22 protein-coding genes are annotated in these 23,996 nt (G+C 68.0%); 7 read left to right on the top strand and 15 right to left on the bottom strand.

All coding sequences use genetic code 11. The features are described 5' to 3' along the window. Positions 1 to 116 precede the first annotated feature (116 nt). The 6 genes from scpB to TVNIR_RS06685 form a co-directional block, all read right to left on the bottom strand. Entirely contained in the window at positions 117 to 788 is a 672-nt protein-coding gene (scpB, locus tag TVNIR_RS06710; protein WP_015258236.1) for an SMC-Scp complex subunit ScpB, read from the bottom strand. Further along, positions 785 to 1,615 (bottom strand): segregation and condensation protein A, encoded by an 831-nt coding sequence (locus tag TVNIR_RS06705; protein ID WP_015258235.1) that lies wholly within the window; start codon positions 1,613 to 1,615, stop codon positions 785 to 787. The genes scpB and TVNIR_RS06705 overlap by 4 nt, the downstream gene beginning before the upstream one ends. 67 nt (positions 1,616 to 1,682) lie before the next feature. Further along, positions 1,683 to 2,900, bottom strand: a complete 1,218-nt coding sequence (locus TVNIR_RS06700; RefSeq protein ID WP_083499384.1) for a tryptophan--tRNA ligase — start codon at positions 2,898 to 2,900, stop codon at positions 1,683 to 1,685. Positions 2,901 to 2,935: 35 nt separating this feature from the next. Further along, positions 2,936 to 4,291 (bottom strand): YdgA family protein, encoded by a 1,356-nt coding sequence (locus tag TVNIR_RS06695; RefSeq protein WP_015258232.1) that lies wholly within the window; start codon positions 4,289 to 4,291, stop codon positions 2,936 to 2,938. 31 nt (positions 4,292 to 4,322) lie between these two features. Then, positions 4,323 to 4,994, bottom strand: a complete 672-nt coding sequence (locus TVNIR_RS06690; protein WP_015258231.1) for a site-2 protease family protein — start codon at positions 4,992 to 4,994, stop codon at positions 4,323 to 4,325. A 98-nt stretch (positions 4,995 to 5,092) separates the two neighbouring features. After that, positions 5,093 to 5,710 (bottom strand): L-threonylcarbamoyladenylate synthase, encoded by a 618-nt coding sequence (locus TVNIR_RS06685; RefSeq protein ID WP_043739477.1) that lies wholly within the window; start codon positions 5,708 to 5,710, stop codon positions 5,093 to 5,095. Positions 5,711 to 5,883: 173 nt separating this feature from the next. On the opposite strand from TVNIR_RS06685, the gene TVNIR_RS06680 reads away from it, so the two are divergent. Beyond that, positions 5,884 to 6,183, top strand: a complete 300-nt coding sequence (locus TVNIR_RS06680; protein ID WP_015258229.1) for a YciI family protein — start codon at positions 5,884 to 5,886, stop codon at positions 6,181 to 6,183. An 81-nt stretch (positions 6,184 to 6,264) separates the two neighbouring features. Next, on the top strand, positions 6,265 to 7,086 hold the full coding sequence (locus tag TVNIR_RS06675; RefSeq protein WP_015258228.1) for a peptidylprolyl isomerase: 822 nt from the start codon (positions 6,265 to 6,267) through the stop codon (positions 7,084 to 7,086). Between the two features lie 46 nt (positions 7,087 to 7,132). Here TVNIR_RS06675 and ligA read toward each other — a convergent pair whose 3' ends face one another. From ligA to smc, 3 genes are read right to left on the bottom strand one after another with little or no spacing between them, the layout of a single operon-like run. Continuing rightward, positions 7,133 to 9,154: an NAD-dependent DNA ligase LigA gene (ligA, locus tag TVNIR_RS06670; RefSeq protein WP_015258227.1), complete on the bottom strand. Its 2,022-nt coding sequence runs from the start codon at positions 9,152 to 9,154 to the stop codon at positions 7,133 to 7,135. Further along, positions 9,151 to 10,209 (bottom strand): cell division protein ZipA, encoded by a 1,059-nt coding sequence (zipA, locus tag TVNIR_RS06665; protein WP_418081301.1) that lies wholly within the window; start codon positions 10,207 to 10,209, stop codon positions 9,151 to 9,153. The genes ligA and zipA overlap by 4 nt, the downstream gene beginning before the upstream one ends. A 45-nt stretch (positions 10,210 to 10,254) precedes the next feature. Next, a complete protein-coding gene (gene smc, locus TVNIR_RS06660; protein ID WP_015258225.1) occupies positions 10,255 to 13,746 on the bottom strand; it encodes a chromosome segregation protein SMC in 3,492 nt (1,163 codons plus the stop codon). Positions 13,747 to 13,845: 99 nt separating this feature from the next. On the opposite strand from smc, the gene queF reads away from it, so the two are divergent. Both queF and TVNIR_RS06650 read left to right on the top strand, forming a co-directional pair. Beyond that, the gene (gene queF / locus TVNIR_RS06655) at positions 13,846 to 14,250 is read left to right on the top strand and encodes a preQ(1) synthase (protein WP_015258224.1); all 405 of its coding nucleotides are present in this window, start codon (positions 13,846 to 13,848) and stop codon (positions 14,248 to 14,250) included. A 22-nt stretch (positions 14,251 to 14,272) separates the two neighbouring features. Further along, positions 14,273 to 15,553: an FGGY-family carbohydrate kinase gene (locus TVNIR_RS06650; RefSeq protein WP_043739476.1), complete on the top strand. Its 1,281-nt coding sequence runs from the start codon at positions 14,273 to 14,275 to the stop codon at positions 15,551 to 15,553. A gap of 87 nt (positions 15,554 to 15,640) precedes the next feature. Here TVNIR_RS06650 and TVNIR_RS06645 read toward each other — a convergent pair whose 3' ends face one another. Together TVNIR_RS06645 and ubiG are read right to left on the bottom strand one after the other, a co-directional pair. After that, on the bottom strand, positions 15,641 to 15,967 hold the full coding sequence (locus TVNIR_RS06645; RefSeq protein ID WP_015258222.1) for a hypothetical protein: 327 nt from the start codon (positions 15,965 to 15,967) through the stop codon (positions 15,641 to 15,643). A gap of 30 nt (positions 15,968 to 15,997) precedes the next feature. After that, a complete protein-coding gene (gene ubiG / locus TVNIR_RS06640; RefSeq protein WP_015258220.1) occupies positions 15,998 to 16,753 on the bottom strand; it encodes a bifunctional 2-polyprenyl-6-hydroxyphenol methylase/3-demethylubiquinol 3-O-methyltransferase UbiG in 756 nt (251 codons plus the stop codon). A gap of 169 nt (positions 16,754 to 16,922) precedes the next feature. Here ubiG and mtgA point away from each other — a divergent pair, with 169 nt between their 5' ends. The 3 genes from mtgA (at position 16,923) to TVNIR_RS06625 (ending at position 20,992) form a co-directional block, all read left to right on the top strand. Continuing rightward, positions 16,923 to 17,696: a monofunctional biosynthetic peptidoglycan transglycosylase gene (gene mtgA, locus TVNIR_RS06635; RefSeq protein WP_083499382.1), complete on the top strand. Its 774-nt coding sequence runs from the start codon at positions 16,923 to 16,925 to the stop codon at positions 17,694 to 17,696. A 227-nt stretch (positions 17,697 to 17,923) separates the two neighbouring features. Beyond that, positions 17,924 to 20,227, top strand: a complete 2,304-nt coding sequence (locus TVNIR_RS06630; protein WP_015258218.1) for a mechanosensitive ion channel domain-containing protein — start codon at positions 17,924 to 17,926, stop codon at positions 20,225 to 20,227. A 75-nt stretch (positions 20,228 to 20,302) separates the two neighbouring features. Then, on the top strand, positions 20,303 to 20,992 hold the full coding sequence (locus TVNIR_RS06625) for a zinc metallopeptidase (protein WP_043740317.1): 690 nt from the start codon (positions 20,303 to 20,305) through the stop codon (positions 20,990 to 20,992). A gap of 133 nt (positions 20,993 to 21,125) precedes the next feature. Here the strand turns inward: TVNIR_RS06625 and minE are convergent, their stop codons facing one another. The 4 genes from minE to TVNIR_RS06605 form a co-directional block, all read right to left on the bottom strand. Next, positions 21,126 to 21,380 (bottom strand): cell division topological specificity factor MinE, encoded by a 255-nt coding sequence (gene minE, locus TVNIR_RS06620; protein WP_211263155.1) that lies wholly within the window; start codon positions 21,378 to 21,380, stop codon positions 21,126 to 21,128. A gap of 5 nt (positions 21,381 to 21,385) precedes the next feature. Next, entirely contained in the window at positions 21,386 to 22,195 is an 810-nt protein-coding gene (gene minD, locus TVNIR_RS06615; protein ID WP_015258215.1) for a septum site-determining protein MinD, read from the bottom strand. Between the two features lie 40 nt (positions 22,196 to 22,235). Then, the gene (gene minC / locus TVNIR_RS06610; RefSeq protein ID WP_043740313.1) at positions 22,236 to 22,973 is read right to left on the bottom strand and encodes a septum site-determining protein MinC; all 738 of its coding nucleotides are present in this window, start codon (positions 22,971 to 22,973) and stop codon (positions 22,236 to 22,238) included. A gap of 183 nt (positions 22,974 to 23,156) precedes the next feature. Beyond that, the gene (locus TVNIR_RS06605; protein ID WP_043740310.1) at positions 23,157 to 23,939 is read right to left on the bottom strand and encodes a DUF1295 domain-containing protein; all 783 of its coding nucleotides are present in this window, start codon (positions 23,937 to 23,939) and stop codon (positions 23,157 to 23,159) included. Positions 23,940 to 23,996 lie beyond the last annotated feature (57 nt).

Raw genomic sequence — 23,996 nt, 5'->3', positions numbered from 1 at the left:
CCGCCGTTACCCTGATTCCCCGCTGGCCCGGCACTCTGGCGGGCGCCACTGGAATGCAGGACTATAGTCGAACTTCGCTGAAGCGACAGACCGGAGGCCGCGCGCCTCGGAGTACGCTACCGCGGCTGCTCCCGGTCCGCGTCCCCGCTGGGGTCGTCCGGATTCCCCGGCGAAGGCGCCGCCCCGGTGGATGCAGGGTCGGTAAGCGCCTCGTCCGGCGGCAGGTCGACCAGTTCCCGCAACGCATCCAGTGGGGGCAATTCGTCCAGCCGGTGCAGACCGAGGTCATCGAGGAAAGCCCGTGTCGTCGCGTACAGCGCGGGACGGCCCGGTACCTCCTTGTGTCCGACAACGTGCACCCACCCACGCTCTGTGAGGGTGCGCATGATCTGGGTACTGACCGCGACCCCCCGGATCTCCTCGATCTCGGCACGGGTCACCGGCTGCCGGTAGGCGATGATCGCCAGAGTCTCGAGCATCGCCCGCGACAGCCGCGCCGGGCGTTCCGGCTGTGCGGCCTGGACGACTGCCGAAAACCGCTCGCGCACCCGGAAACGATACCCGCCGGCCGACCGCACGAGCTCGACCGCGCGATCCCGGTACTGCTCGGCGAGCCGCTCGAGCGCCGCCTCGACCTCGGCCCGCCCGATGCCTTCGATGGAGGCACACGCGGCCTGCAGCTCTTTCACCGGGACCGGGTCCAGCGCCGCGAATAGCACCGCCTCGAGGATCAGTTCGAGGCGCTCGTACGACGCCGTTGCCTCTGCACCCCGGAGCGGTTCGCTCATCCCTCGTCGCCTCCTGCCTGCCGCCGACGCACGCGGATCGGCCCGAACGGCTCGCCCTGCCCCCATTCCAGCAATCCGGCCTTGCTGAGTTCCAGCACCGCGAGAAACGCGACCACCACCCCGGGCCGCCCTTCGGTGCCCACCAGCAGGCTGATGAAATCGACGAACTCGTCATGATCGAGGCCTTCGAGAATGCGCGTCATGCGTTCGCGTACCGACAGCGCCTCGGCGCTGATCTGGTGATGCGCGCTGAGGCTGGCTCGGCGCAGCACGCCGGCCAGTGCGTCGAGCAGATCCTCGAGCGCGGGCGCCGGTGCCGGCGGTCCGCTCAGCGCATCCCGGGACGCCCGGGCGTGGAAAAAGTCGCGTTCCATCCGCGGCAGGGCTTCGATCCGCTGCGCCGCAGTCTTGAAGCGCTCGTACTCCTGCAACTGGCGGATCAGCGCAAGCCGAGGATCCTCCTCGTCGTCGTCCCCCGCACTCGGGGGCCGGGGCAGCAGCATCCGCGACTTGATCTCGGCCAGCAGTGCAGCCATCACCAGGTATTCGCCCGCCAGTTCCAGGCGCAATGCCTGCATCACCTCGATGTAGGCCATATACTGGCGGGTGATCTCGGCGATGGGGATCGCCAGGACGTCCAGATTCTGACGTCGAATCAGGTACAGCAGGAGATCGAGCGGCCCCTCGAAGGATTCGAGGAAGACCTCCAGCGCATCGGGGGGAATGTAGAGATCGGTGGGCAGCTCGGCCAGTGCCTCACCGTTAACCCGGCAGGCCCATTCGGCGCCGGCCTCCGCCTCGGCATCCTCCAGGATCTCGACGGTCATGCAGAGGTCGCCCCCCGCCGCCGGCCTGGGGACGTTCGGACCACGTGGCCGGGGTGTGCCCGGAGTGTCACCGCAGGTAATCCAATCCCATCGCTCGACGCACCTCGTCGAGCGTCTCCCGGGCCTCTTCGCGTGCGGCCTCCGAGCCCTCGTTGATGATGCTGCGCACCAGCCCCGGATCCGAGGCATACTCCCGCGCGCGTTCCTGAATCGGCGCCAGCTCCGCGAGCACGCCCTCGATCAGCGGGCGCTTGCAGTCAAGGCAGCCGATTCCGGCGGTCCGGCAGCCGTGCGCGAGTTCAATCCGGGTTTCCTCGGGCGTATAGACCTGGTGCAGAGCCCAGACCGGGCACTTGTCCGGGTCGCCGGGGTCGGTGCGCCGCACCCGTGCCGGGTCGGTCGGCATGGTCCGGATTTGCCTATCGACCTGTGCCGGTTCGGAGCGCAGGCTGATCGCGTTATTGTAACTCTTGGACATCTTGCGACCATCGAGGCCCGGCATCTTCGCGGTGGGGGTCAACATCGGCTGCGGCTCGGGCAGAATGATCTTGCCGCCCCCCTCCAGGTAGCCGAACAGGCGTTCCCGGTCGGCGAGCGACAGGTTCTGCTGGCCCTCGAGCAGGGCACGCGCGACATCGAGTGCCTCCCCCTCGCCCTGCTCCTGGAAGCGCTTGCGCAGGTCCCGGTAGCGCCGGGCCATCTTCTTGCCGATCTTGTCGATCGCCGCCTCGGCCTTGTCGGCGAAACCCGGTTCGCGTCCGTACAGGTGATTGAAGCGCCGTGCGATCTCCCGGGTCACCTCGAGATGGGCGACCTGATCCTCCCCGACCGGCACCAGGCCGGCCCGGTAGGCCAGCACGTCCGCGCTCTGCAGCACCGGGTAGCCCAGAAAGCCGTAGGTCGCGAGATCCCGCTCGCGCAGCTGTTCCTGCTGATCCTTGTAGGTGGGCACGCGCTCGAGCCAGCCCAGCGGGGTGATCATCGAGAGCAGCAGGTGCAGTTCCGCGTGTTCCGGCACCCGAGACTGCACGAACACCGTCGCCGCACTGGGGCTGACACCTGCCGCGAGCCAGTCGATGACCATGTCGGTCACGTGCTGGCCGAGATCCAGAGGCGTCTCGTAATGGGTGGTGAGCGCGTGCCAGTCGGCGATAAAGAAAAAGCACTCGTAGCTGTGCTGCAGTTCCAGCCAGTTCTTGAGGACACCGTGGTAGTGACCCAGGTGCAAACGCCCGGTGGGACGCATGCCCGACAGTACACGCCGGTTCGAAGCCTGATTGCTCACGAAAACGCCCTTTGCGATGGAATCACGACCGAGTATTAGAACATGCCACCGGCCGCCCCGAACACCAGCGCCAGCAGCAGCGCCGTCTGGTCGCGCCCGTTGACCATCAGTCGTCCTCCTTCCAACTGCAGCCGGCTGCTCAGAATGCCGTTGCGCAGCCGGATCCACTGCTCCTCGGTACCCTGTTCGAGCCAGTCGCGGAACGCGGTGACTTCGGCGTCGTCCAACAGCGCGCGGTCCTGCAGCCAGGCATTCATTTCATCGATCAGTTCCGCCCCCAGTTCCATTTCGAGACTCGCGGCCAGCGACTCGAGCGGACGAGTGGCCAGTTGCTGCGCATCACCGCGCAGCCCGAGATCCAGGTTCATCCGCAGGCGCTTCTCCGGCTCGGTATTCAACCGCAGCTCCCCGAAGACGACCGGATCGTGCGCGATCATCTGTTGCAGCCCTTCGAACAACGCACCCACGAGCAACCCCCGCTGTGCCGAACGATCCGGAGCCGCGAGCGGCAGGTGCTGCAGATCGTCGAGCAGGCGCAGAATGGTCGGGCGGTGCCAGCGCAGGGCATTCAGATGCGACTCCAGCGCGATCAGTTCCAGGGAACCGGAGCGCAGCCGCTCCATGCGCATGCGCAATACGTGGTCGAGGTGCTGCGGCGTCGAATTCTGCCAGGCACTCAGCTGCAGCTTGTCCGCGGCCAGCACCTCGACGTTGCCATCGCCGAATCTCAGTCTGCCCACGCCGAAACTCAGGTCATAGTCCGGGAGGCGCCCGTAGCGGCCATCCGGTCCCGGGTGCACCAGCAGGCCGTAGTGTAACTGTCCCAGGTCGAGGCGCTTCTTCTGTTCCGTCACGGAAGCGCTCTCTGTGTCGAAACTCAAGAGCAGGCGTTCCGGTGAATACGACACGCCGCCCTGACCTGCGGCAAGCTCCAGTTGCAGCGCGTCCTCCTCCCCGAGGCCGTCTGCGCCAAGATTCAGCCGGAACGGACGGCTGGACAGCCGCGAACTCAGCCCGCCCCCCAGGCCGACCCAGGTCTCCGCACGCGGGGCGGCCTGGGCGATGGCATCTTCCAGCACGGGCGGAAGCCCCTGTTCGACCCGGCCGTCGGCTAGCTGGGTCTTCACCGTCGCGCCGAGCAGCCGGTGGCGGATCCTGTGGTCCAGCACCAATTCGAAGTCGGTGCCTTCGCGGCGAAACTGCAGCACGCTGCTGGCCCGGGCCCGGTAGTTCTCGCGCTCGTACGTCCGGATTGCGTGGTGGACACGGAATTCGCCCAGCTGCGACGTCTGCGGCTCACGCAGCGCGTTCTCGACCTGCACACCCACGTAGACCGGCCAGGCCGCAGCCACCGCGACCAGGAACAGGATCGGTATCAGGATCTTGCGCACGAACAACTCCCGAGGAATCGCGGACGTGGGATCACATCCGCGCGAAGGGTAGTCCGACCCCGGCGCCGATGACATCCATAAAGAACGAGTACAGCGGCCCAATCACCGTACCGAGCAGGCCGGTCACCAGCAGCGCGAGGACGATCAGCAGCCCGTAGGGCTCGATGCGTTCGAACCGGCTGGCAGCGCGCGCTGGCAGGAAACCCGCCACCACCCGCCCGCCGTCCAGCGGCGGCAACGGGAGCAGATTCAGCACCATCAGCAGCACGTTGATCGCGATGCCTGCCATCCCCATGTAGACCAGCGCCAGGCTGTAGGCGTGGTCCACCGCCAGGCCGACCTTGATCACCAGTGCCCAGCCGACCGCCATCGCCAGGTTGGCGAGCGGGCCGGCCACGGCAACTACCGCCATGTCGCGCTGCGGGTGGCCGAGGTTGCGGGTATTGACCGGAACGGGCTTGGCCCACCCGAAGACGAACGGTGGCCCGGGCGTCAGGCTGCTGATCGTGAGCAGGCCCAGCGGAACTGCGATGGTCCCGACCGGATCGATGTGCTTCAGCGGGTTGAGCGTCAGCCGCCCCAGCATCGCCGCGGTCGTGTCACCGAGCGCGCGCGCGACGTAGCCATGCGCCGCCTCGTGGACCGTGATCGCGAAAAGCACGGGCAAGGTCCAGATCGCGATGGTCTGTATCAGAGATTCCATCCCTGGAGTATACCCAACCCGCGCAGCCTCCCGGCATTACCATCAGGACAAGTCCGGGGGTCTTACCGTTCCCGACCGCGTCGACACCGAGCTGCGCCTCAGTCGAGAAAATCGACGGGTCCCAGCCCCTGGCGCAGCACCTCGGGTGTCGAGCCGGTCAGGTCGATCACCGTGGTCGCCTCGAGATTTCCGGCCCCGCTGTCCACGATCGCATCGACCTGAGCTCCCAGACGCTCGGCCATCTCCCAGGGTTCGCTGAGCGGATGCGCGTCACCGGGAAGCCGCAGCGTCGCCGACATTAACGGTGCGCCGAGTTCCGCCAGCAGCGCTTGCACCACCTGGCTATCGGGCACGCGCAGACCAACGGTGCGCCGCTTCGGATGCTGGAGGCGCCGGGGCACTTCGCGCGTGGCGGGCAGGATGAAAGTGTAGGGGCCGGGCGTCAGCGCCTTCATCAGGCGGAACGCCGAGTTATCGACCTTGGCGTACAGCCCCAGTTCGGATAGGTCGCGGCATAGCAGAGTCAGGTGGTGACTGTCGTCGACCTGGCGCAGACGCCGGATACGCTCGGCCCCGGACTTGTCTCCGATCATGCAGGCCAGCGCATAGCAGGCATCGGTCGGTAGCGCGATCACGCCCCCCTGTTCCAGGCGTTCGACCGCCTGCCGTACCAGCCGCAACTGGGGATTCTCCGGGTGTATCGCAAGGACGTTCATGTACAGGGATCGGATGGTATTCGGCGCAGGAGTATACCAGCCGGTGTCCGTTTTCCGCCGCACGCCGCAACCGCGCCGCACAAGCCCGGGCAGCAGGAATGCCGAAGGCTTGTATAATGCCGCGCACCCGGCCGCACCCGGCCGCCCCTGCAGATTGCTGGAGAGTATCCGCTATGCTTTACACAATCATCGGTCAGGATGCCCCCGACAGCCTGGAACGGCGGCTTGCAGCCCGCCCGGAACATCTGGCCCGTCTGGAAGCCCTTCGTGATGCCGGCCGTCTGCTGCTTGCGGGCCCGTTTCCCGCGATCGACGGACCCGATCCGGGCCCGGCCGGCTTCACCGGCAGCCTGATCGTGGCCGAGTTTCCATCGCTGGAAGAAGCGCGCGCTTGGGCGGACGCAGATCCGTATCGCGCCGCCGGCGTCTACCGCGAAGTAACCGTCCGGCCCTTCAAACGCGTGCTGCCCTGAATCCCGCCGGCGTCATGGTTACGGCCAACGGTGCCGTTACGGCCAACGGTGCCGAAGCCCCCACCCTGGAGATCTCCGCGCATGTCCCCCGTCCTTGCCCCGGCTGCCGCCGCATTGCTGCTGCTTACGCTGAATGCCTGCGAACGTGCCGAACCGCCCCCGGAATCCACCACCCTGGACACCGATACCGTGGCGATCGTCAACGACACCCCGATCACACGCGCCACGGTCTTCGCCTATGCCGGGCTCGATGCCAATACGGACATGCCGGGTATGGAAAACGTGCTAGACGAGGTGATCAACCTGGAGCTGCTGCGCCAGCAGGCGGTGGCCCAGGGAATCGACCAGGAAAGCGACGTCCGGATGCTGCTGCAAAGCATCAAGACCAACCTGCTCGCGTCGCAGGTCATCGAGCGCCACGTCGAGTCGATCGAGTTCAGTGAATCCGAAATCCAGGCCGAGTACGACCAGCAGGTCGCGGCAATGGATCGAACCGGATATCGCACCAGTCACATACTCGTCGAGAGCGAGGACGAGGCCGCGGAACTGATCGCGCAACTCCAGGACGGGGCCGATTTTGCCGAGCTCGCGTTGGAACACTCGATCGATGCCTCGTCCGAACGCGGCGGAGACCTCGGCTGGTTCACGCCCCGGGAGATGATTCCTCCGTTCGCACAGGCGGTGGCCGCACTCGAGCCGGGCCATGACACGCAGGAACCGGTGCAGACCCGGTTCGGCTGGCACGTAATCCGTCTGCACGAGATGCGTGAAATCGCGCCCCCGTCGCTGGACGAGGTACGCCCCGAGATCGAGGATATCCTGGAGGGCCGCGCATTGCGTACGTACATGGACGAACTCCGGGCCGCAGCGCGGATCGAGTTCGCGGAGCGCCCGGCACAATAGCGCTACGGGAAACCCGCGCCCCGCCCACGCGGATCGCCGGGGCGCGTCAACCGATCAGTTCCAGAAGCCCCGCCTCGTCGAGCACCGGGACGCCCAGGGCTTCGGCACGCGCCAGCTTGGATCCCGGGCTGGCACCGGCGATCACCGCGGTCGTCTGCCGCGAGACATTGCCGGTCACCTTCGCGCCCAGCGCCTGCAGGCGCTGGCTGGCCTGCTCGCGCGTCATGCCCTCGAGGCTGCCGGTCAACACGTAGGTGCGACCCTCGAGCGGCCGTGCGTCCGTGTCCGCGGGTTCCGGCTCGGGCCAGTGCACGCCGGCATTGCGCAGGGCGGCGATCACCTCGCGGTTGTGAGGCTCTGCAAAAAAGCTCGCGACGTGCCGCGCGACCACAGGGCCCACATCGCGGATGGCTTCCAGTTCCTCCACCGAGGCTTCCATCAGCGGATCCAGCGCACCGAAATGCGCGGCCAGCGCACGCGCGGTCACCTCGCCGATCTCGCGGATCCCGAGAGCGTAGACGAACCGGGCCAGCGTCGTCTCCCGGGCCCGCTGCAGCGCCCGCTCGAGGTTCTGCGCCGATTTCGGCCCGATGCGGTCGAAGCCCTCGAGCCGCCCGGCATCGAGCGCGAACAGCTCGGCCGGGTTGGTCACCGTGCCCGACGCAACCAGTTGCTCGATCAGCCGTTCACCGAACCCCTCGATGTCCAGCGCCTTTCGTGACACGAAATGCCGCAGCGCCTCGCGCCGCTGGGCCGGGCAGACCAGACCGCCGGTGCAACGCGCCACCGCCTTACCGTCTTCCTGTTCCACCCGCGAGCCGCACTCGGGGCAGGCGGCTGGCAGTTCGATCGTTCGGGTCTGCGGCTCGCGTTCACCCCCGGCTCGCCCGACCACCTCGGGAATCACGTCACCCGCCCGGCGCACCACCACGCGGCCGCCGATACGGACGTCCTTGCGGGCGATCTCGTCCATGTTGTGCAACGTGGCATTGCTGACCATCACCCCGCCGACCAGTACCGGCTCCAGCCGCGCCACCGGGGTCAGGGCCCCGGTGCGCCCGACCTGGAAGTCCACCGCAACCAGCCGGGTGGTGCGCTCCTCGGCCGGAAACTTGTAGGCGATCGCCCAGCGCGGCGCGCGGGCCACGAAGCCGATCCGCTGCTGTGCCTCCCGCGCATCAAGCTTGAACACCACGCCGTCGATGTCATAGGGGAGTTCCGCCCGGCGTTCCGCCATCGCCCGGTAGTACGTCAACGCACCGTCGACCCCAGAGACCCGTGCCCGCTCGGGGCACACCGGGATACCTAGCGACTCGAACCAGTCCAGTACACCTGACTGCGTCTCCGGGAGCGGATGATCGCCGACCGAACCCGGGCCATAGGCGAAAAAGGTCAGCGGCCGGCGCGCGGTGACCGCGGGATCGAGCTGGCGGAGGCTGCCGGCGGCTGCATTGCGCGGATTCATGAACCCGCGCTCGCCGGCCTCCTGCAAATGCCGGTTCAGGTGCTCGAAATCCCGGTGCCGCATGAACACCTCGCCGCGCACTTCGAGTTCCCGCGGCCACCCCGAACCCGACAGCGCCAGCGGAATCGAGCGCACGGTGCGCACGTTCCCGGTCACGTCCTCGCCGGTCTCGCCATCGCCGCGCGTGGCCGCCTGCACCAGTCGCCCGTCGCGGTACAGCAGGCTGACCGCCAGCCCGTCGAGCTTCGGCTCGGCCATGTAGACCACCGCGGCATCGGCCTCCAGGCGCTCGCGCACGCGCCGGTCGAACGATCGGATCTCGTCCTCGGAAAAGCCGTTGTTTAGCGACAGCATCGGCAGCCGATGCCGCACTGGGGCGAAACCGCTGGCAGGCGCACCACCGACCCGCTGGGTCGGCGACTCCGGCACCACCAGCTCCGGATGCTCCGCCTCGATCCTCTGGAGCTCCGCGAGCAGCGCGTCGTACTCGGCGTCGCTGATCTCCGGGTCGTCCAGCACGTAATAGCGCCAGTCGTGATGGGCGATCCGTTCGCGCAGTTCCGCGGCGCGGCGGGCGGCCGCGGCGTCCCCGGAGGGACTCACCGATCGGCCTTTCGGCGCAGTACGTCCGGCCGGTGCCGCAGCAGCCACTGATTCATCTCCTCGCGCATGTGCGCGAGTGTCTGGTTGGTCGCCGTCGACTGCTGTGCATCGAGAATGCTGCCGCCGAGGTCGCGCGCGAGCACGTGACTCGTTTCCAGCAGGGCCTCGAAGGCGCGATGCGGCTGATCGCAGGCGTGCAACTGCAGGAACAGCGTGATGCCGGGCGTCATCATGCTGGCGATGTCGTCGTCGGTCAGGGTTCCGGGGGCGACCATGTTCGCAACGCTGAACAATGGCGCGCTGTCCGGCGACGACGCCTCGTCACGGTAGTGGTAGATCGACATCTCGCCCAGCGCCAGGCCCGCACGCCGGAGCGCGGCGCCGAGCGCGACGCCGGTGAACGGGCGGTTGCGCGGGGCCACGACGTGCAGCACCAGGATTTTCTCCCGATCCTGTTCCCGGGCCAGCGGGTTGCGCCCGACCACCCGGGGTTCCGAGACGTCCTCGTAGGGCGACGCCCAGCGCCGCTCCGGCGGTCGCGCGGTGCGTTCCTCTTCGGACGGCGCCGCCGCCGGAGGAGCTTTCGCCTCGGCCAGGTCGCCAAGCGTGTTCAACCCCTGTCGGAGTCTGGCCAGCAGTGCTGACCCGGTGGTTGCCACCCGGCCGGCCCTGGGTTCCGGCTCCGGCCGCGCTTGCGGCGGCTTCGGTTCGCCCGCGGCACCGGGAGGGCGCAAGTCGCGCTCCGCCGCGGGACGAACGGGCGGCGCGGGAACCTGCTCCGCCCCGGGCGCATCGGGCCATGGCTCCGGCTCCACCCCCAGTGCCGCCGGACGGGACGTCCGATCTCCAGGCTCGCTTTCCAGCAGGCGCTCGAAGTCCTCGCCACTGCCACCCAGGGTCGGTTCGATCTCGTGGCCGTTGCGATGGGCCCGGATGTGGACGGTGCCCTCGTCGCCCCAGTCATCGGCATCGTCGCCGGACACCTGCCGCGGTCCGTGCGTGCGCAGCCGATGCGCGATCCAGATACCGGCGACCAGAATCACTCCAATAATCAACAAACTGATCCGCAACCAATCCACCAGGAAGCCCTCTCGTGTCCTTCAGGCCTCGGCCAGTTCCACCGCGGCATCGATATCCACGCTGACCAGGCGAGACACGCCCGGTTCATGCATGGTGACGCCGATCAGCTGCTCCGCCATGGCCATCGTCGTCTTGTTGTGCGTGATGAAGATAAACTGGATCCGCTCCGACATGTCCTGCAAGAGCGCACAGAATCGACCTACGTTGGCCTCGTCCAGTGGCGCGTCCACTTCGTCGAGCATGCAAAACGGCGCCGGATTGAGTTCGAAGATCGCGAACACGAGCGCAGCTGCGGTCAGCGCCTTTTCGCCCCCCGACATCAAGTGGATGGTCGAGAGCCGCTTTCCCGGTGGGCGAGCCATGATCGCCACGCCGGTATCGAGGAGGTCGTCGCCGGTGAGTTCGAGCCGCGCTTCGCCGCCTCCGAACAGACGCCGGAACTTCTGCCCCAGCCCCTCGTTGACCTGGTCGTACGTCTGCCGGAACAGCGCCCGGGTTTCGCGGTCGATCTTCTGCATCGCGCTCTCCAGCGTCTCGAGCGCGGTGATCAGGTCATCGTGCTGTTCCCTGAGATAGCGGCTGCGTTCCGCCAGGCTGCGTGCCTCTTCGATCGCTGCGAGGTTGATCGGACCCAGGCGTTCGATCTTCCGGTCCAGGATCGCGACCGCCTCTTCCCAGGCGGGAATCGCCGCATCCTCCGGCAGATCCGCGCCCAGCGCCTCCGGCTCGAATCCGCTTTCCCCGAACTGGCCCGCAAGCTGGTCCTGTTGCACGCCCAGCTCGCGCAGGTGCAGCCTGCGCTCCTCGCAGCCCGCCCGCCCCTGCTCCACCTGTCCGCCGAGTTCCCGGAGATCCGCAGCCAGCTGCCGCAAGTCGGCATCGCAGGCATCGAGCGCCGCGCGTGCGGTTGCCAGCGCCTGTTCCGATTCCTGGCGCTGGGCAAGGCGCTGCTGCAGATCGTTGCGCCAGCCGTCCAGCGGTGCCAGGCGCCCGGTGCGCGCCTCCTGCAACTGCACCAACCGCTCGCGGTCCTGCGCGCGCTGCTGTTCGAGGCGCTCGACCTGCCCCTGCTCGAGGGCCACCCGGTGCCGCGCCTCCTGGACCGCCAGGCGCATCGCGGACGCACGATCCCGGGCCTGCTGGGCATCGTTCCGGGCCTCCCGCTGGCGACGCTCGGCCTCGGCCACCTGCTGTTCCAGCCGTTCCCGGTCGCGGTCGAGACCCTCCAGCCGGGACAATGCCTCGTTGCGTTCGGCCAATGCTTCGTCGCGCTGGACCGAGGCACGTTCGATCTCTTCCTCGAGTTCCGCGATCTCCTGGTCCAGGCGCCGACGCCGCTCGTCCGCCTGCTGCGCCCGCTCGCGCAGGCGCTGCACCTGCGCTTCGAGGCGGCTGACCTCGCGCTGGCTTTCGCGAAGTCCCGACTCGGTCTGCTCGAGATCCCCCTCGACGCCGCGGATCACGTCCCGGAGTTCGTCGAGGCGCGCGCTGAATGCCTCACCCTGCGCCCACAGTTCTGCCGCTTCCTGCTCGAGGCTGCGCTCCAGGCGCAGGCGCTCGATCACGCCCTCGACCTGTCGGTCGACAGTGCGGTGACAAAGCCACCCCGGGCCGATCCAGCTGCCGTGCGGGGTCACGACGCTCATTCCCGGAGATCCCCCCGCATCGAGCCGCGCCCACGCTTCGTCCAGCGTTTCGGCGCACTGCACCGCGGCGAGCAGCGCGCGAAGTGCATCGGGGGCGCGGACCCGGGCTGCGAGCGAGTCGGCCGGGAACGACGCGGCATCGACGGCCGGATCCAGTGCCCGGAATGCGGCATCGGGAAGCGCAGGTGGCAGTTCGTCGAGCGACGCGAGCACGGCCTCGAACCACTGCCCCAGCACGACCTCGACCGCCGCTTCCCAGCCGGGATCGACCTCGATCTGCGCCGCAACCCTGCGCCCGGGATCGATCCCGTGCTCCCGTGCCCAGCGTGCAAAGGCCTCGCGGTCTTCGTCCCGATCCAGCCCCGGGAGGATCTTCAGCGAGGCCAGCTGCCCGGCGATCTCCCGCGCCCTGCGCTCGGCACCGTGGGAGCGTTCCTGCTCCTCCTGCAGTTCGGAGCGGCGCTCCGACAGCGTGTCACGTAGCGCGGCGCGCCGTTCCTGCAACTGCTCGTATCCCTGTGCCGCGACCGCCAGCTCGCGCTCTGCTTGTTTGAGATCGGCACTGCCTTCGGTGGACAGCAGCCGCCCCTGTTCCTCCCGCAGGCGTTCGCGTCGTTGCCGGGCGCGCTGCAGCAGCTGGTCGGCGTGGTCCATTCGGGTACGCGCCAGCTGCGCCGCCTGCTGCGGTTCCGCCATTGCCCGGTGCCACTGCGAACGTTCCTCTCGCGCCGCATGCATGGCCTCTTCGGCGGTCTCCGACGCCTGCTCGGCGAGTTCCTGCGCCGCAACCGCCGTCTCGCACTCCAGGTCGTGGACCTCGATCGCCGCCTCGGCCTCCTGGACGCGGCTTCTAGCCGCTTCCTCAGCCCGTGCCGACTCCTGGACCCGGGCCTCCAGCTGCACCTGCTCACGCGCCTCCCGCTCGAGTTCGGCCTCGGCGTGGCGGATCGATTGCTCGAGCCGGGAGACATCAGCCGACACGTCGTAGAAGCCCGCCTGCGCCGCCTGCTGCGCCTGCTCGAGTTCCGCCCGGCGCACGCGCAGCCCTTCGGTCTCGGTTTCTTTCTGTTGCACGTGCGCCCGCAGACCGGTCAGCGCCGTCTCCGCTTCGACCAGTTGCAGGCGCTCGGTCTCCATCCGCTGTTCCAGCGCCTTCAGGCGCAATAGCAAAAGTTCGGCACGGCGCTGGCGCCGCTGCGCGGCCAGTTCCTGGTACTTCTCCGCGATCTCGGCCTGCCGCGTCAGTTTGCCGGCCTGGCGCTCGACCTCCTCGCGGACATCGTCGAGCCGCTCGAGGTTTTCGCGAGTGTGCCGGATCCGGTTCTCGGTCTCCCGCCGGCGCTCCTTGTACTTGGAAATGCCGGCCGCCTCCTCGAGATAGACACGCAGTTCCTCGGGACGCGCCTCGATCAGCCGCGAAATCATTCCCTGCTCGATGATGGCGTAGCTGCGCGGACCCAGCCCGGTCCCGAGAAAGAGATCGGTCACATCGCGCTTGCGCGCGCGCTGGCCGTTCAGGTAGTACTTCGACTGCCCGTCTCGGGACAATGCCCGCCGCACCGAGATCTCCGCAAAGCTGCTGTACTCCCCGCCGAGCCGGCCCTCGCTGTTGTCGAAGAACAGCTCGATGCTGGCCTGTCCCACGGGCTTGCGCGAAGCGGACCCGTTGAAGATCACGTCCTCGCTCGAATCCCCGCGCAGGTGCTTGGCCGAGGATTCGCCCATCACCCAGCGCACGGCATCGATCGTGTTGGACTTGCCACAGCCGTTCGGCCCCACGATGCCGACGCGGTTTCCGGGCAGCATCAGCGTAGTGGGATCGACGAAGGACTTGAATCCGGCCAGTTTTATTCGGGCGAGTCGCACGGGTGGGTAGGGTCCGATGGGGACAACGGGTAGAATCTTACATGGTTCGGCCTCCGGTTTGACCCGGTAGCCGCGAACTCTTCAGCCCAAGGATCCCCGATGCCCAGTGCACCCAGCAAGACCCTGGACACCTTCCCGAATCCACAGCCCGGCCGCGATTACACCATCCACATGCGCATCCCGGAGTTCACCTGCCTGTGCCCGGCCACCGGCCAGCCCGATTTCGCCGAACTACACCTGGAGTACGTCCCGGACACCGCCTGCGTCGAGCTGAAATCGCTGAAACTGTACATCTGGTCCTACCGCAACGAGGGCGCCTATCACGAGGCGGTCACGAACCGCATCGTGGACGACCTCGTCGCCGCGATCCAGCCGCGGTTCATGCGCCTGACCGCGGATTTCAACGTGCGCGGCGGGATCTTCACCCAGGTCGTGGCCGAGCATCGCGCTCCGGGTTGGACGCCCGCCGCTGCGGTCGAACTCCCGCAGCCCATCCCGCGCTGAACGTGGCGCTGCGTCGGCCGGGATGAACACCGTGCCACGACATTTCGTCGGTCTGGATCTGGGAACTTCCGGGATTCGGGCGGTGGTGCTCGACGCGGCCGGCCGCCCCGTGTCTTCCATGCGCCGCAACTGGACCGCCGATGAGCGCAGCGGCCGCGATCCCGGGGCCTGGTCGAGCGCGGTACGCGTTCTGCTCGGCCAGCTGGCAGCGCGTCTGCCCGGAGAGCCCGTGGCCATCGCGGTGGATGGCACCTCGGGTACGCTGCTGGCGGTGGATCGTGATGGTCAGCCGCTGGGGCCGGCGCTGCTGTACCACGACACGCGGGCGCGCGCGCAGGCCGCGCGGCTGACCACCCTGGCACCGCGCGAAAGTGCGGCCCACGGCGCTGCTTCCTCGGCCGCGAAACTGCTGTGGCTGCGTGAACAGGGACTGCTGCGCTCCGCGGCGCGGGTGCTGCACCAGGCGGAATGGATCTGCGGCGGTCTGCTCGGCCGCTACGACCTCGGCGACGCGAACAACGCGCTGAAGCTCGGGTACGACCCGGCCGAGGACCGCTGGCCGGACTGGTGGCTGGCGGAGTTGGGGCCGGTTGCCGACCTGCTGCCCCGGATCGTGCCCGCCGGCACGGTCGTCGGCAGGATCGACCCGGCGCTGGCGCGGAGCACCGGACTGCATCCGTCGAGCCGGATCGTCGCGGGAACCACCGACAGCATCGCCGGATTCCTTGCCACCGGCGTGGACGACCTGCATACCGGCGTCACGAGTCTGGGCAGCACGCTGGTGCTGAAACAATGGTCGGCGCAGCCGGTGTTCGACCGCGACACCGGGGTCTACAGCCACCGCGTGCTGGGCCGCTGGCTCGCCGGCGGTGCGTCGAATACCGGCGGCGCGGCGCTGGCCGTCCATTTCACCGCCGGGCAGATCACCGAGTTGAGCCGGAGGATCGACCCGCAGCGGGATTCCGGACTGGCGTACTACCCGCTGCCCGCGACCGGCGAACGCTTCCCGATCCACGACCCCGGCCGCCCCCCGGAACTGAGCCCACGGCCGGCGGACGACGCGCATTTCCTGCACGGATTACTCGAAGGCATCGCACGGATCGAGGCGGCCGGCTACGCGCACCTGGCCCGGCTGGGCACCGAACCGCCGTCAGGGATCGTCACGGTCGGAGGGGGTGCCGCGAACCCGCAGTGGACCGCGCTGCGCATGCGCGTAAGCGGGGTGCCGGTACGCAGGGCCGCGCACGAGGAAGCGGCCCATGGCGCCGCGATGCTCGCCCGGCGCGCCTTCATCGACGCGTGAAGCAATGCCGCCGGGGTGCGGGCGGCAGCCGCAGCAGGCAAGGAACCGCTATCGCGCTCCTCCCCCGGATTCGCGGGGGCGCGCGGGTCAGGCGTGGCCGACCGGGATCTCCTGGTGACGTGCATGCTGAAGCGACTGCAGGGCCTGCTCCATGACGTCCAGCGCGAGCCGGCGCGTGAGTTCGGGGTCGGCCGGGATCATTTCGGTGCGTACCGCCATTGCCATCGCCAGCGCCTGCAGCAGATCCCCGTTGCGCGTCTCCCCGAGCAGTGCGATCTCGTGGTTCAGGGTATGCAGGATCCGGTCCAGCAGCTGGTGCACGCGGGTCGCGGATCCCGTCTCGGGATGCAGCCGAAACTCGAACGAGATCGCGTCTCCGGTGGGCGTGGTGAATTCGTAGGGAAGAAAGTTCATGGTGTGCTCCAGAATCGGGAAATCGGTGGCTCAGGACGCGGCAGGAATCCGCGCCATCAGCATGTAGTTGACGCCTTCGTACCGGATCAGGCGCATGCGCCGGGTAAACGGGTTCACTCCGACCCCGGAACGCGCGACGATCCGGCAGCTGGCGGCCTCTAGCGGGTCGGTCAGTTCCTTCGGGCGCACGAAACGGTGCCACTGGTGGGTTCCGCGCGGCAACAGGCGGAACAGGTACTCGGCGCCAATGATACCGGCCGCGAACGATGCCAGGGTACGGTTCAGCGTGGCCAGCACCAGGAATCCCCCCGGACGCACTCGGGACAGGCACTCGCGCAGAAAAGCCTGCGGGTCGACCACGTGTTCGATCACCTCCATGTTCAGGACCACGTCGAAATCGCCCTCATCGAGATCCTCCAGCGCCACCTGGCGGTAGCGGATCGCCAGTCCCTGCCCGTCGGCATGATCGCGGGCCACGACGATATTGCGCGCCGTGACGTCGATTCCCAGTACCTCGGCGCCATTGCGCGCCACGCTCTCGGACAGGATGCCGCCGCCGCAGCCCACGTCAAGCATGCTCAGACCGTGCAGCGGCATCGCGGCCGAGGCGTCACGACCGAGCTCGCGTGCCAGCTGCTCGACGATCCACCCGCTGCGCACGCGGTTCAACACATGCAACGGCCAGAACGGACCCTGTGGGTCCCACCAGGTCGCGGCGAGACGCTGATACCGGGCCACCTCGGCGGGGTCCACGCTGGGTGCATGCATCGGATCCGGACTCGGCATGGTCGGCCCTCGGGGCGATGGCTGGGATCACTGTGCATTGAGTCCGGATCGGCGGGCGTTAGTTCATCCCCGCGGCCCAGGGTCAGGTGCAACCGCCGACACCGACCGCGTCCGACGCGCCGCCGGGGCCGGGGCCGGGGCCGGGGGGCGAATCTGGCAGAATGGCGGCATGAAACGCTACCGGTCGCAGCAGCGAACCCGCAGAAGCCGGCGAACGAGAAGGCGCCCTGGCCTGCGCTGGCGTCTGGCCCGGGCACTGATGGCGCTGGTCGCGACCCTGCTCCTGCTCGCGGTGTTGGTCGTACTGCTGTTCCGCTGGTTCGACCCACCCTACTCGATGTACATGGTCACCGAAGGCGCCCCGGGCACCGTTCCGTCCCTGCGCACGACCTGGCAGCCGCTGGAAGCCCTGCCGGTTCACGTAGCCCTGGCGGTGGTTGCCGCGGAAGACCAGCGTTTCCCGCAACACCGGGGCTTCGACTGGGTATCGATCCGCCAGGCACTCGAGCAGCGACTGGACGGCGGATCGCTGCGCGGAGCCAGCACGATCAGCCAGCAGGTCTCGAAGAACCTGTTTCTCTGGCATGGCCGGAGCTTCGTGCGCAAAGCGGTCGAAGCGGGGTTCACGCTGGCCATCGAGGCACTGTGGCCCAAGGCCCGGATTCTCGAGGTCTATCTCAATATCGCCGAGTGGGGCCCAGGAATCTTCGGGATCGAGGCCGCCGCGGGCTATCACTACGGCGTTCCGGCGCGTTCGCTGAGCCGCGAACAGGCCGCCGCGCTGGCGGCCGTCCTGCCCAGCCCGCGCAGCTGGTCACCGACGTCTTCCTCGGAAACCGTCGCACAGCGCCGCCAGTGGGTCGAACGGCAAATGGATCAGCTCGGCACCGGCTGGCTGGACCCGGTCCGGGTCGATTCGGTCGTTCCCGCCAGCGGGTCGTGAGGGCCGCGGCAAGCCGGATGTCGCGCCCGGCGGCTAGCGCCCCGGGTAGCCGCAGAGCCGAGCCGAACGGTCCGGGGGTAGGCGGCTGCGTACGAGGCTGTTCTCACCGGGGGTGGCGGCGCGCGCCACGGCAGGTAGACTGACAGCGGTATACCCGCGGGAAACGGCTCGAACGGGTTCGAACCCCGACCAGACGTGCCGATCATCGACCTCGGACGGAGCTCCCTGTGTACCGCCTGCGCGCCAAACTGCCCTGCCTGAAACGCCACGCCTTCGTCACTGCGCTGCTCGGCCTCGTGCTGCTGCTGGTGGGCGTTCCTCCGGCCATCGCCGAAGAAGCTCCGGCGCACGACGCCGACACGATCCGTGCGCTGATCGATGCGCTCGAGGATCCGCACACGCGAGAGCGGCTGCTCGACGGACTGCGCGCACGGGCTGACGAACCGCCCGCGCTGGACACCGCCCCGGACGCCCTGTCGCTACCGCGCCAGGTCGCCCAGTGGACCCAGCAGGGGGCCGAAGGCGCGGTGGCCGAACTGAGCGTCCAGGCGGCGATGTTGCGCGACGCGCTGAGCACGCTCGGGACCGCTGACTGGGTCGGCCTTGGCCGGGCGGCCATCGACCTCGCGATCCTGATTGCGGTCACGGTCGCCCTGTTCCAGCTGCTGCGCCGGCTCGCTGCCCCGGTGTTCGCGATGTTGGACGGCTGGGTACGCGTCGCCCGGCGCTCGCATGCATTGCTGCGCGCGATCCCGGCAGTGACGGCTGCCGCCGCCGTGGACATCGGAGCGGTGGTGGTGGCCTGGGTGACAGGCTACGGGCTGGCTCTGTTCCTGCTGGGTGACACCGGAACCATGGAAGCCCGGCATTCGCTGTTTTTGAATGCCTTCCTGCTGGTGGAGACCACCAAGCTGCTGCTGCGACTGCTGTTCGCGAGTCGGTACCAGGGGCTCCGAATCCTGCCGATGGCCGGCGAGGAGGCCGCCTACTGGAACGCCTGGCTCGCCCGCATGACTGGATTCATCGGCTACGGCATGCTCCTCGTGGTCCCGATCGTCAACTTCCACGTGTCGGGTCCGGCGGGGCGATCGGTGGGCCTGCTGGTACTGCTCGTGGCGTTCGCCTATGCGGTCGCGATCGTACTGCAGAACCGCTCGCGCGTCAGTCGCCGCATCAGCGCGGTCGCGGACCGCAGCCGCTACATGGCCACCCGGTTCGCGCTGATCACGCTGGCCCGCAGCTGGCACTGGCTGGCGCTGCTGTACCTCGCCGCGCTGGCCCTGGTCACGCTGACCCGGCCGCAGGATGCGCTGCCGTTCATGGCGCTGGCCACCGGCAAGACATTGCTGGCGATCCTGGCCGGATTCTTCGTAGCTGCTGTGCTGACCCAGATCATCAGCCGCCGTATCCAGATCCCGGAAGAGACGCGGCGCAAGTTTCCGATGCTCGAGGAACGGCTGAACGCCTATATTCCGACCGCACTCAAGGTGATGCGGGTCGTGATCCTGATCGTCGTGCTGGCCGTGATCGCCGACGCCTGGAGCCTGTTCAGCCTGGGCGGCTGGCTGGCGTCGGAGGGCGGCTCCACGCTGGTCGCCAAGGCGCTTACCGTGGCGCTGATCCTGGCCCTGGCCGCGCTTTTCTGGCTGGTGGTGGCCAGCTGGATCGAACACCAGCTCAGCGCCGACACTGGCCGGGGTGCACCCGGTGCCCGGGAACGAACGCTGCTCGCGATCTTCCGCAACGCCATCGCAATCGCGCTGGTGGTGATGGTCGCGATGATCGTGCTCGCCGAAATCGGCATCAACATCGGTCCGCTGATCGCCGGTGCCGGCGTGCTCGGCCTGGCCATCGGCTTCGGTGCGCAGAAACTGGTGCAGGACATCATCACCGGTGTTTTCATCCAGTTGGAGAACGCGATCAACACCGGCGAGGTGGTCCAGGTGGCAGGCGTCACCGGGGTCACCGAGAAGCTGACAATCCGCTCCATCGGCCTGCGCGATCTGTCGGGAACCTATCACGTGATCCCGTTTTCCTCGGTCGACACGGTGTCCAACCTGACCCGCGACTTCGGCTACCACGTCGGAGAATACGGTGTTGCCTACCGCGAGGACACCGACGAGGTGATCGTGCGGCTGCGCGAGGCGTTCGAGGAACTTCGTGCACACCCGGAACACGGTCCGGTCATCATCGGCGATCTCGAAGTGCATGGCGTAACCGGTCTCGGCGACTCGGCCGTGAACGTGCGGGTACGAATCAAGACCCAGCCGGGTGCCCATTGGGCAGTCGGCCGCGAGTACAACCGGCTGGTCAAGCGCCACTTCGACGCCGCCGGCATCGAGATCCCGTTCCCGCACATGACCCTGTACTTCGGGGCACACAAGGACGGGTCGGCACCGCCCGCCCACCTCCAGGTGCTGCACCAGTCGTTGCCGGGCGCTTCGGCCGGCACCGAACCGACAGACTTCGGCGGCAATCGGCAGGCGCGGCCGAACGCAAAGCGCGGCCGCGACTTCGACGACCTCGAATGATCCCGTCCATTTCGACGCCCCGACGGCCAGGGCGGGAAACGGCAACAATCGCGACCATCGGCTACCATGGCGGCCATGGTTCGGCTGCTGATCATTCTGGTGCCCTTGCTGATCCTGGCAACCTACGGGCCGGGCTGGTGGGTACGGCGCACCCTTGCCAAGTACAGCCAGCCGGAGGAGCGCTACCAGGGCAGCGGCGGTGAACTAGCGCGTCACCTGCTGAACCAGCGAGGCCTGCACAAGGTCGCGGTCGAGGTGACCGAGAGTGGCGACCACTACGACCCGGAAGCCCGGGCCGTGCGCCTGACGTCAGGGAACTACCACGGCCGTTCGCTGACCGCGGTGACCGTGGCAGCACACGAGGTGGGGCACGCGATCCAGCATGCGGAGGGCTATGCGCCGCTGCGGCTGCGCGGTGAACTGGTCCGATGGGCGGCGAGCGGCCAGCGCCTGGGGGCGTTTCTGATGCTCGCGATCCCGGTGATCACGATCCTGACCCGACACCCGGCGCCGGGGGCGATGTTCCTGCTCGCCGGCCTGTTGTCGATGGGGCTCGCCGCGATCGTGCACCTGGTGACGCTGCCGACGGAGCTCGATGCCAGCTTCAACCGCGCCCTCCCCATCCTGCGCGACGGCGGATACCTCTACGAGACCGACTACCCGCACGCGCAGCGCATCCTGAAGGCCGCCGCCTATACCTACGTGGCGCAATCGCTGATGAGCCTGCTGAACATCTGGGCCTGGCTGCGCTTCCTGCGCCGATAGCGGCAACGGGCCACGCTCTGGCGCTGGCTGCCCGGCGCCCCACCACCGCCGCACACCGGGTATCCACGGCACGAACTCCGCGCCGGGAGCACCGTCGTGCCCGCAGGTATCGAGGGGCGCGGCCCAGGAGCTTTCAACCCTTGTCGGGCAGCGTGATGTTCAGTTCGAGGATCTCGCAATCACCCTCGCGCTCGAGGTTCATCTGCACCGCCTCGTCGTCCACGTGCACGTATTTGCGGATGACCGAGAGGATCTCGCGGTGCAGTGCCGGCAGATAGTCGGGACCCGAGCGGTGCGCGCGCTCCCGGGCCACGATGATCTGCAGCCGTTCCTTCGCGATCGACGCGGATTTCGGCTTCGGTGAGCGAAAGTAGTCGAAAATTCCCATGCCGATCAACCCCCGAACAGGCGTCCGAAGAAGCCCTTCTTCTGCATGGTGATGAACCGGTACGGGCGTTCCTCGCCCAGAAAACGCGCTACCGCGTCGAGGTAGGCCTGGCCCGCGTCCGAGCCGTCGTCCATGACCACCGGAACGCCCGAGTTCGAGGCGTTCAAAACCGCCTGGGACTCGGGGATCACGCCCAGCATGTCGATCGACAGGATGTCCTGCACGTCTTCGATGCTGAGCATCTCCCCTTTCAGCACGCGTTCCGGGGAATAGCGGGTCAGCAGCAGACGGGCGGGGATCGCGCCCTCGCCCTGCTCGGCCCGGCGCGTCTTGCTCGACAGGATGCCGAGCATGCGGTCCGAGTCACGCACGCTCGAGACCTCGGGGTTCGTGACCACCACCGCCTCGTCCGCATAGTACGCGGCCATCAGCGCGCCGCGCTCGATCCCTGCCGGGCTGTCGCAGATCACGAAATCGAAGTCCTTCACCAACTCGTTCAGCACCCGGTCGACGCCTTCCGGAGTCAGCGCCTCCTTGTCCCGGGTCTGCGAGGCGGGGAGGATGAACAGGTTGTCGGTGCGCTTGTCCTTGATCAGCGCCTGGCGCAGGTTCGCGTCGCCGTTGATCACGTTGACAAAGTCGTAGACGACCCGGCGCTCGCAACCCATCACCAGGTCGAGATTGCGCAGGCCGACGTCGAAATCCACGACGGCGGTCTTGTGACCCTCGAGGGCCAGACCAGTCGCCAGCGCCGCCGAGGTGGTGGTCTTGCCCACCCCTCCCTTGCCCGAGGTAATCACTACAACGCGTGCCATAGAGCCTGCATCTCCTTAGAACAAGGCGGGTTCGAACCGCCTAGATTTCTGCGATGTCGATCGTTTCGCCCGACAGCGTCACCAATCGGTTCTCGCCGCGCTCGCTGTCGAGAATGTCTTCCGCGATGCGGTAGTGCCCGGCAATCGATACCAGTTCCGCATCCAGCCGGCGGCAGAAGATGCTCGCCGACGCAAGCCCGCGCACACCCGCAAGCGCCCGCCCACGCAGTGTGCCGTAGATGTGGATGTGGCCATCCGCCAGAATTTCGGCCCCGGCCGAGACGGCACCGGTGATGATCAGATCCCCCCCGCGCGCGTAAATCTGTTGCCCGGAACGCACGTGCTGCGTCACCACGCGGGTGGGCGTATGCACCGCCGGCGCCGCTGCCTGTTGCGGTGCTTCCGGCCGCGGTTCCGCCGGACGGTTCCGGACAGGCGGCTCGGGTGCAGCACGCCCGCCCAGCACCAGCAACGGCAGCCCACTCGCCACCGCCAATCCCTCGGGCACCGCACCGCTCTGCTGCAGTCCGATCAGCTTGAATCCCTGCCGCCGGATCTGCTCCAGCACCACCAGCAGGTCCGCGATCGGCAGCGTCGCAATCGCCGCGAGGTCGACCACCACCGGCATGTCGCGCATCAGATCGGGCGCCTCGGCCATCCGCTCGCTGAGCACCGCCTCGAGGATCCCGCCATCGGCGGTGTGCAGGCGCAGCACGGACACCAGCATCATGCGCCCCTTCAGTTCGAGCGCGTGCATGCTGCCGGCCCCTGCCGTCATCGCATCATCTGGCCGGGCCATCGTTCACCGGAGAAAACCATTCCTGGAAATTGGGGAAATCGAACATCGGCGCATTGTAGCCTTTCCGGAAGCCCGCAGCATACGCCATGCGGAACTGCGGATACCCCGCGTTCACGCTCGAAACCGCGACGACGATCGCAGACCCCGGATCCCGTCGCTCGATCAGCGGCGCACCGGGCCCGGGATCAAGGCATTGCTCCGACGTGCATATTCCCGGTATCCGGCCCGAGTCTCGCCGAGCCGGCGATCGAGCAGTGCGACCCCGGATACGCGCAGGATCAGGAAGATCATCAACGCCACGCCAGGGAGAGCCCACCAGCCGCCGAACGCGAGCCCGATCAGGCCGAAGCCCAGCCAGACCACGATTTCGCCGAAGTAGTTTGGATGGCGGCTGAACCGCCACAGGCCGCGGTCCATCAGCCGCGCCCGGTTGCCCGCATCCGCCTTGAACCGCGCCAGTTGCCAGTCCGCCACGCTCTCGTAGACGAATCCGGACAGCCACACCGCCCAGCCCAGCCAGACCAGGGGCCAGAGCGGCATCCCGCCCCGGACGCTGGCCAGCATCGGAAGCGCGATCACCGCCAGCAGCGACGCCTGCAGCCAGAAGATCGTGACCAGACTGCGCCGCGCGAACGCGGCATCGGACCGCTCCGCGCGCATCTCGGTGTACCGGGCGTCCTCGCCGTGCCCCCAGTTGCGCCAGGTGATGTACGCCGACAGGCGCAGGCCCCACAGGATCACGGGAACCAGCATCACCCAGGCGCTCGCCGGCCTCCCGGCGAACCACCACCAGAGCAGTGCGACCCATACGAATCCCAGCCCCCAGAAACGGTCCACCAGGCTCGCATCCCGGCGCGGTACGCTGAACACCCAGACCAGGCTCATCAGAGCCAGCGACGCCAGCAGTCCCCAGAGAAACAGGCCCAGGACCTCGGTCGGCGTCATGGACTCGGCGCCGAGTGATCGCAGCCGGACCGGGCTGAAGGCGCGCCGGCGCCGCTC

It is taken from the genome of Thioalkalivibrio nitratireducens DSM 14787, assembly GCF_000321415.2.
GTDB lineage: Bacteria > Pseudomonadota > Gammaproteobacteria > Ectothiorhodospirales > Ectothiorhodospiraceae > Thioalkalivibrio > Thioalkalivibrio nitratireducens.
This window is presented reverse-complemented; position numbering and strand designations above follow the sequence as displayed.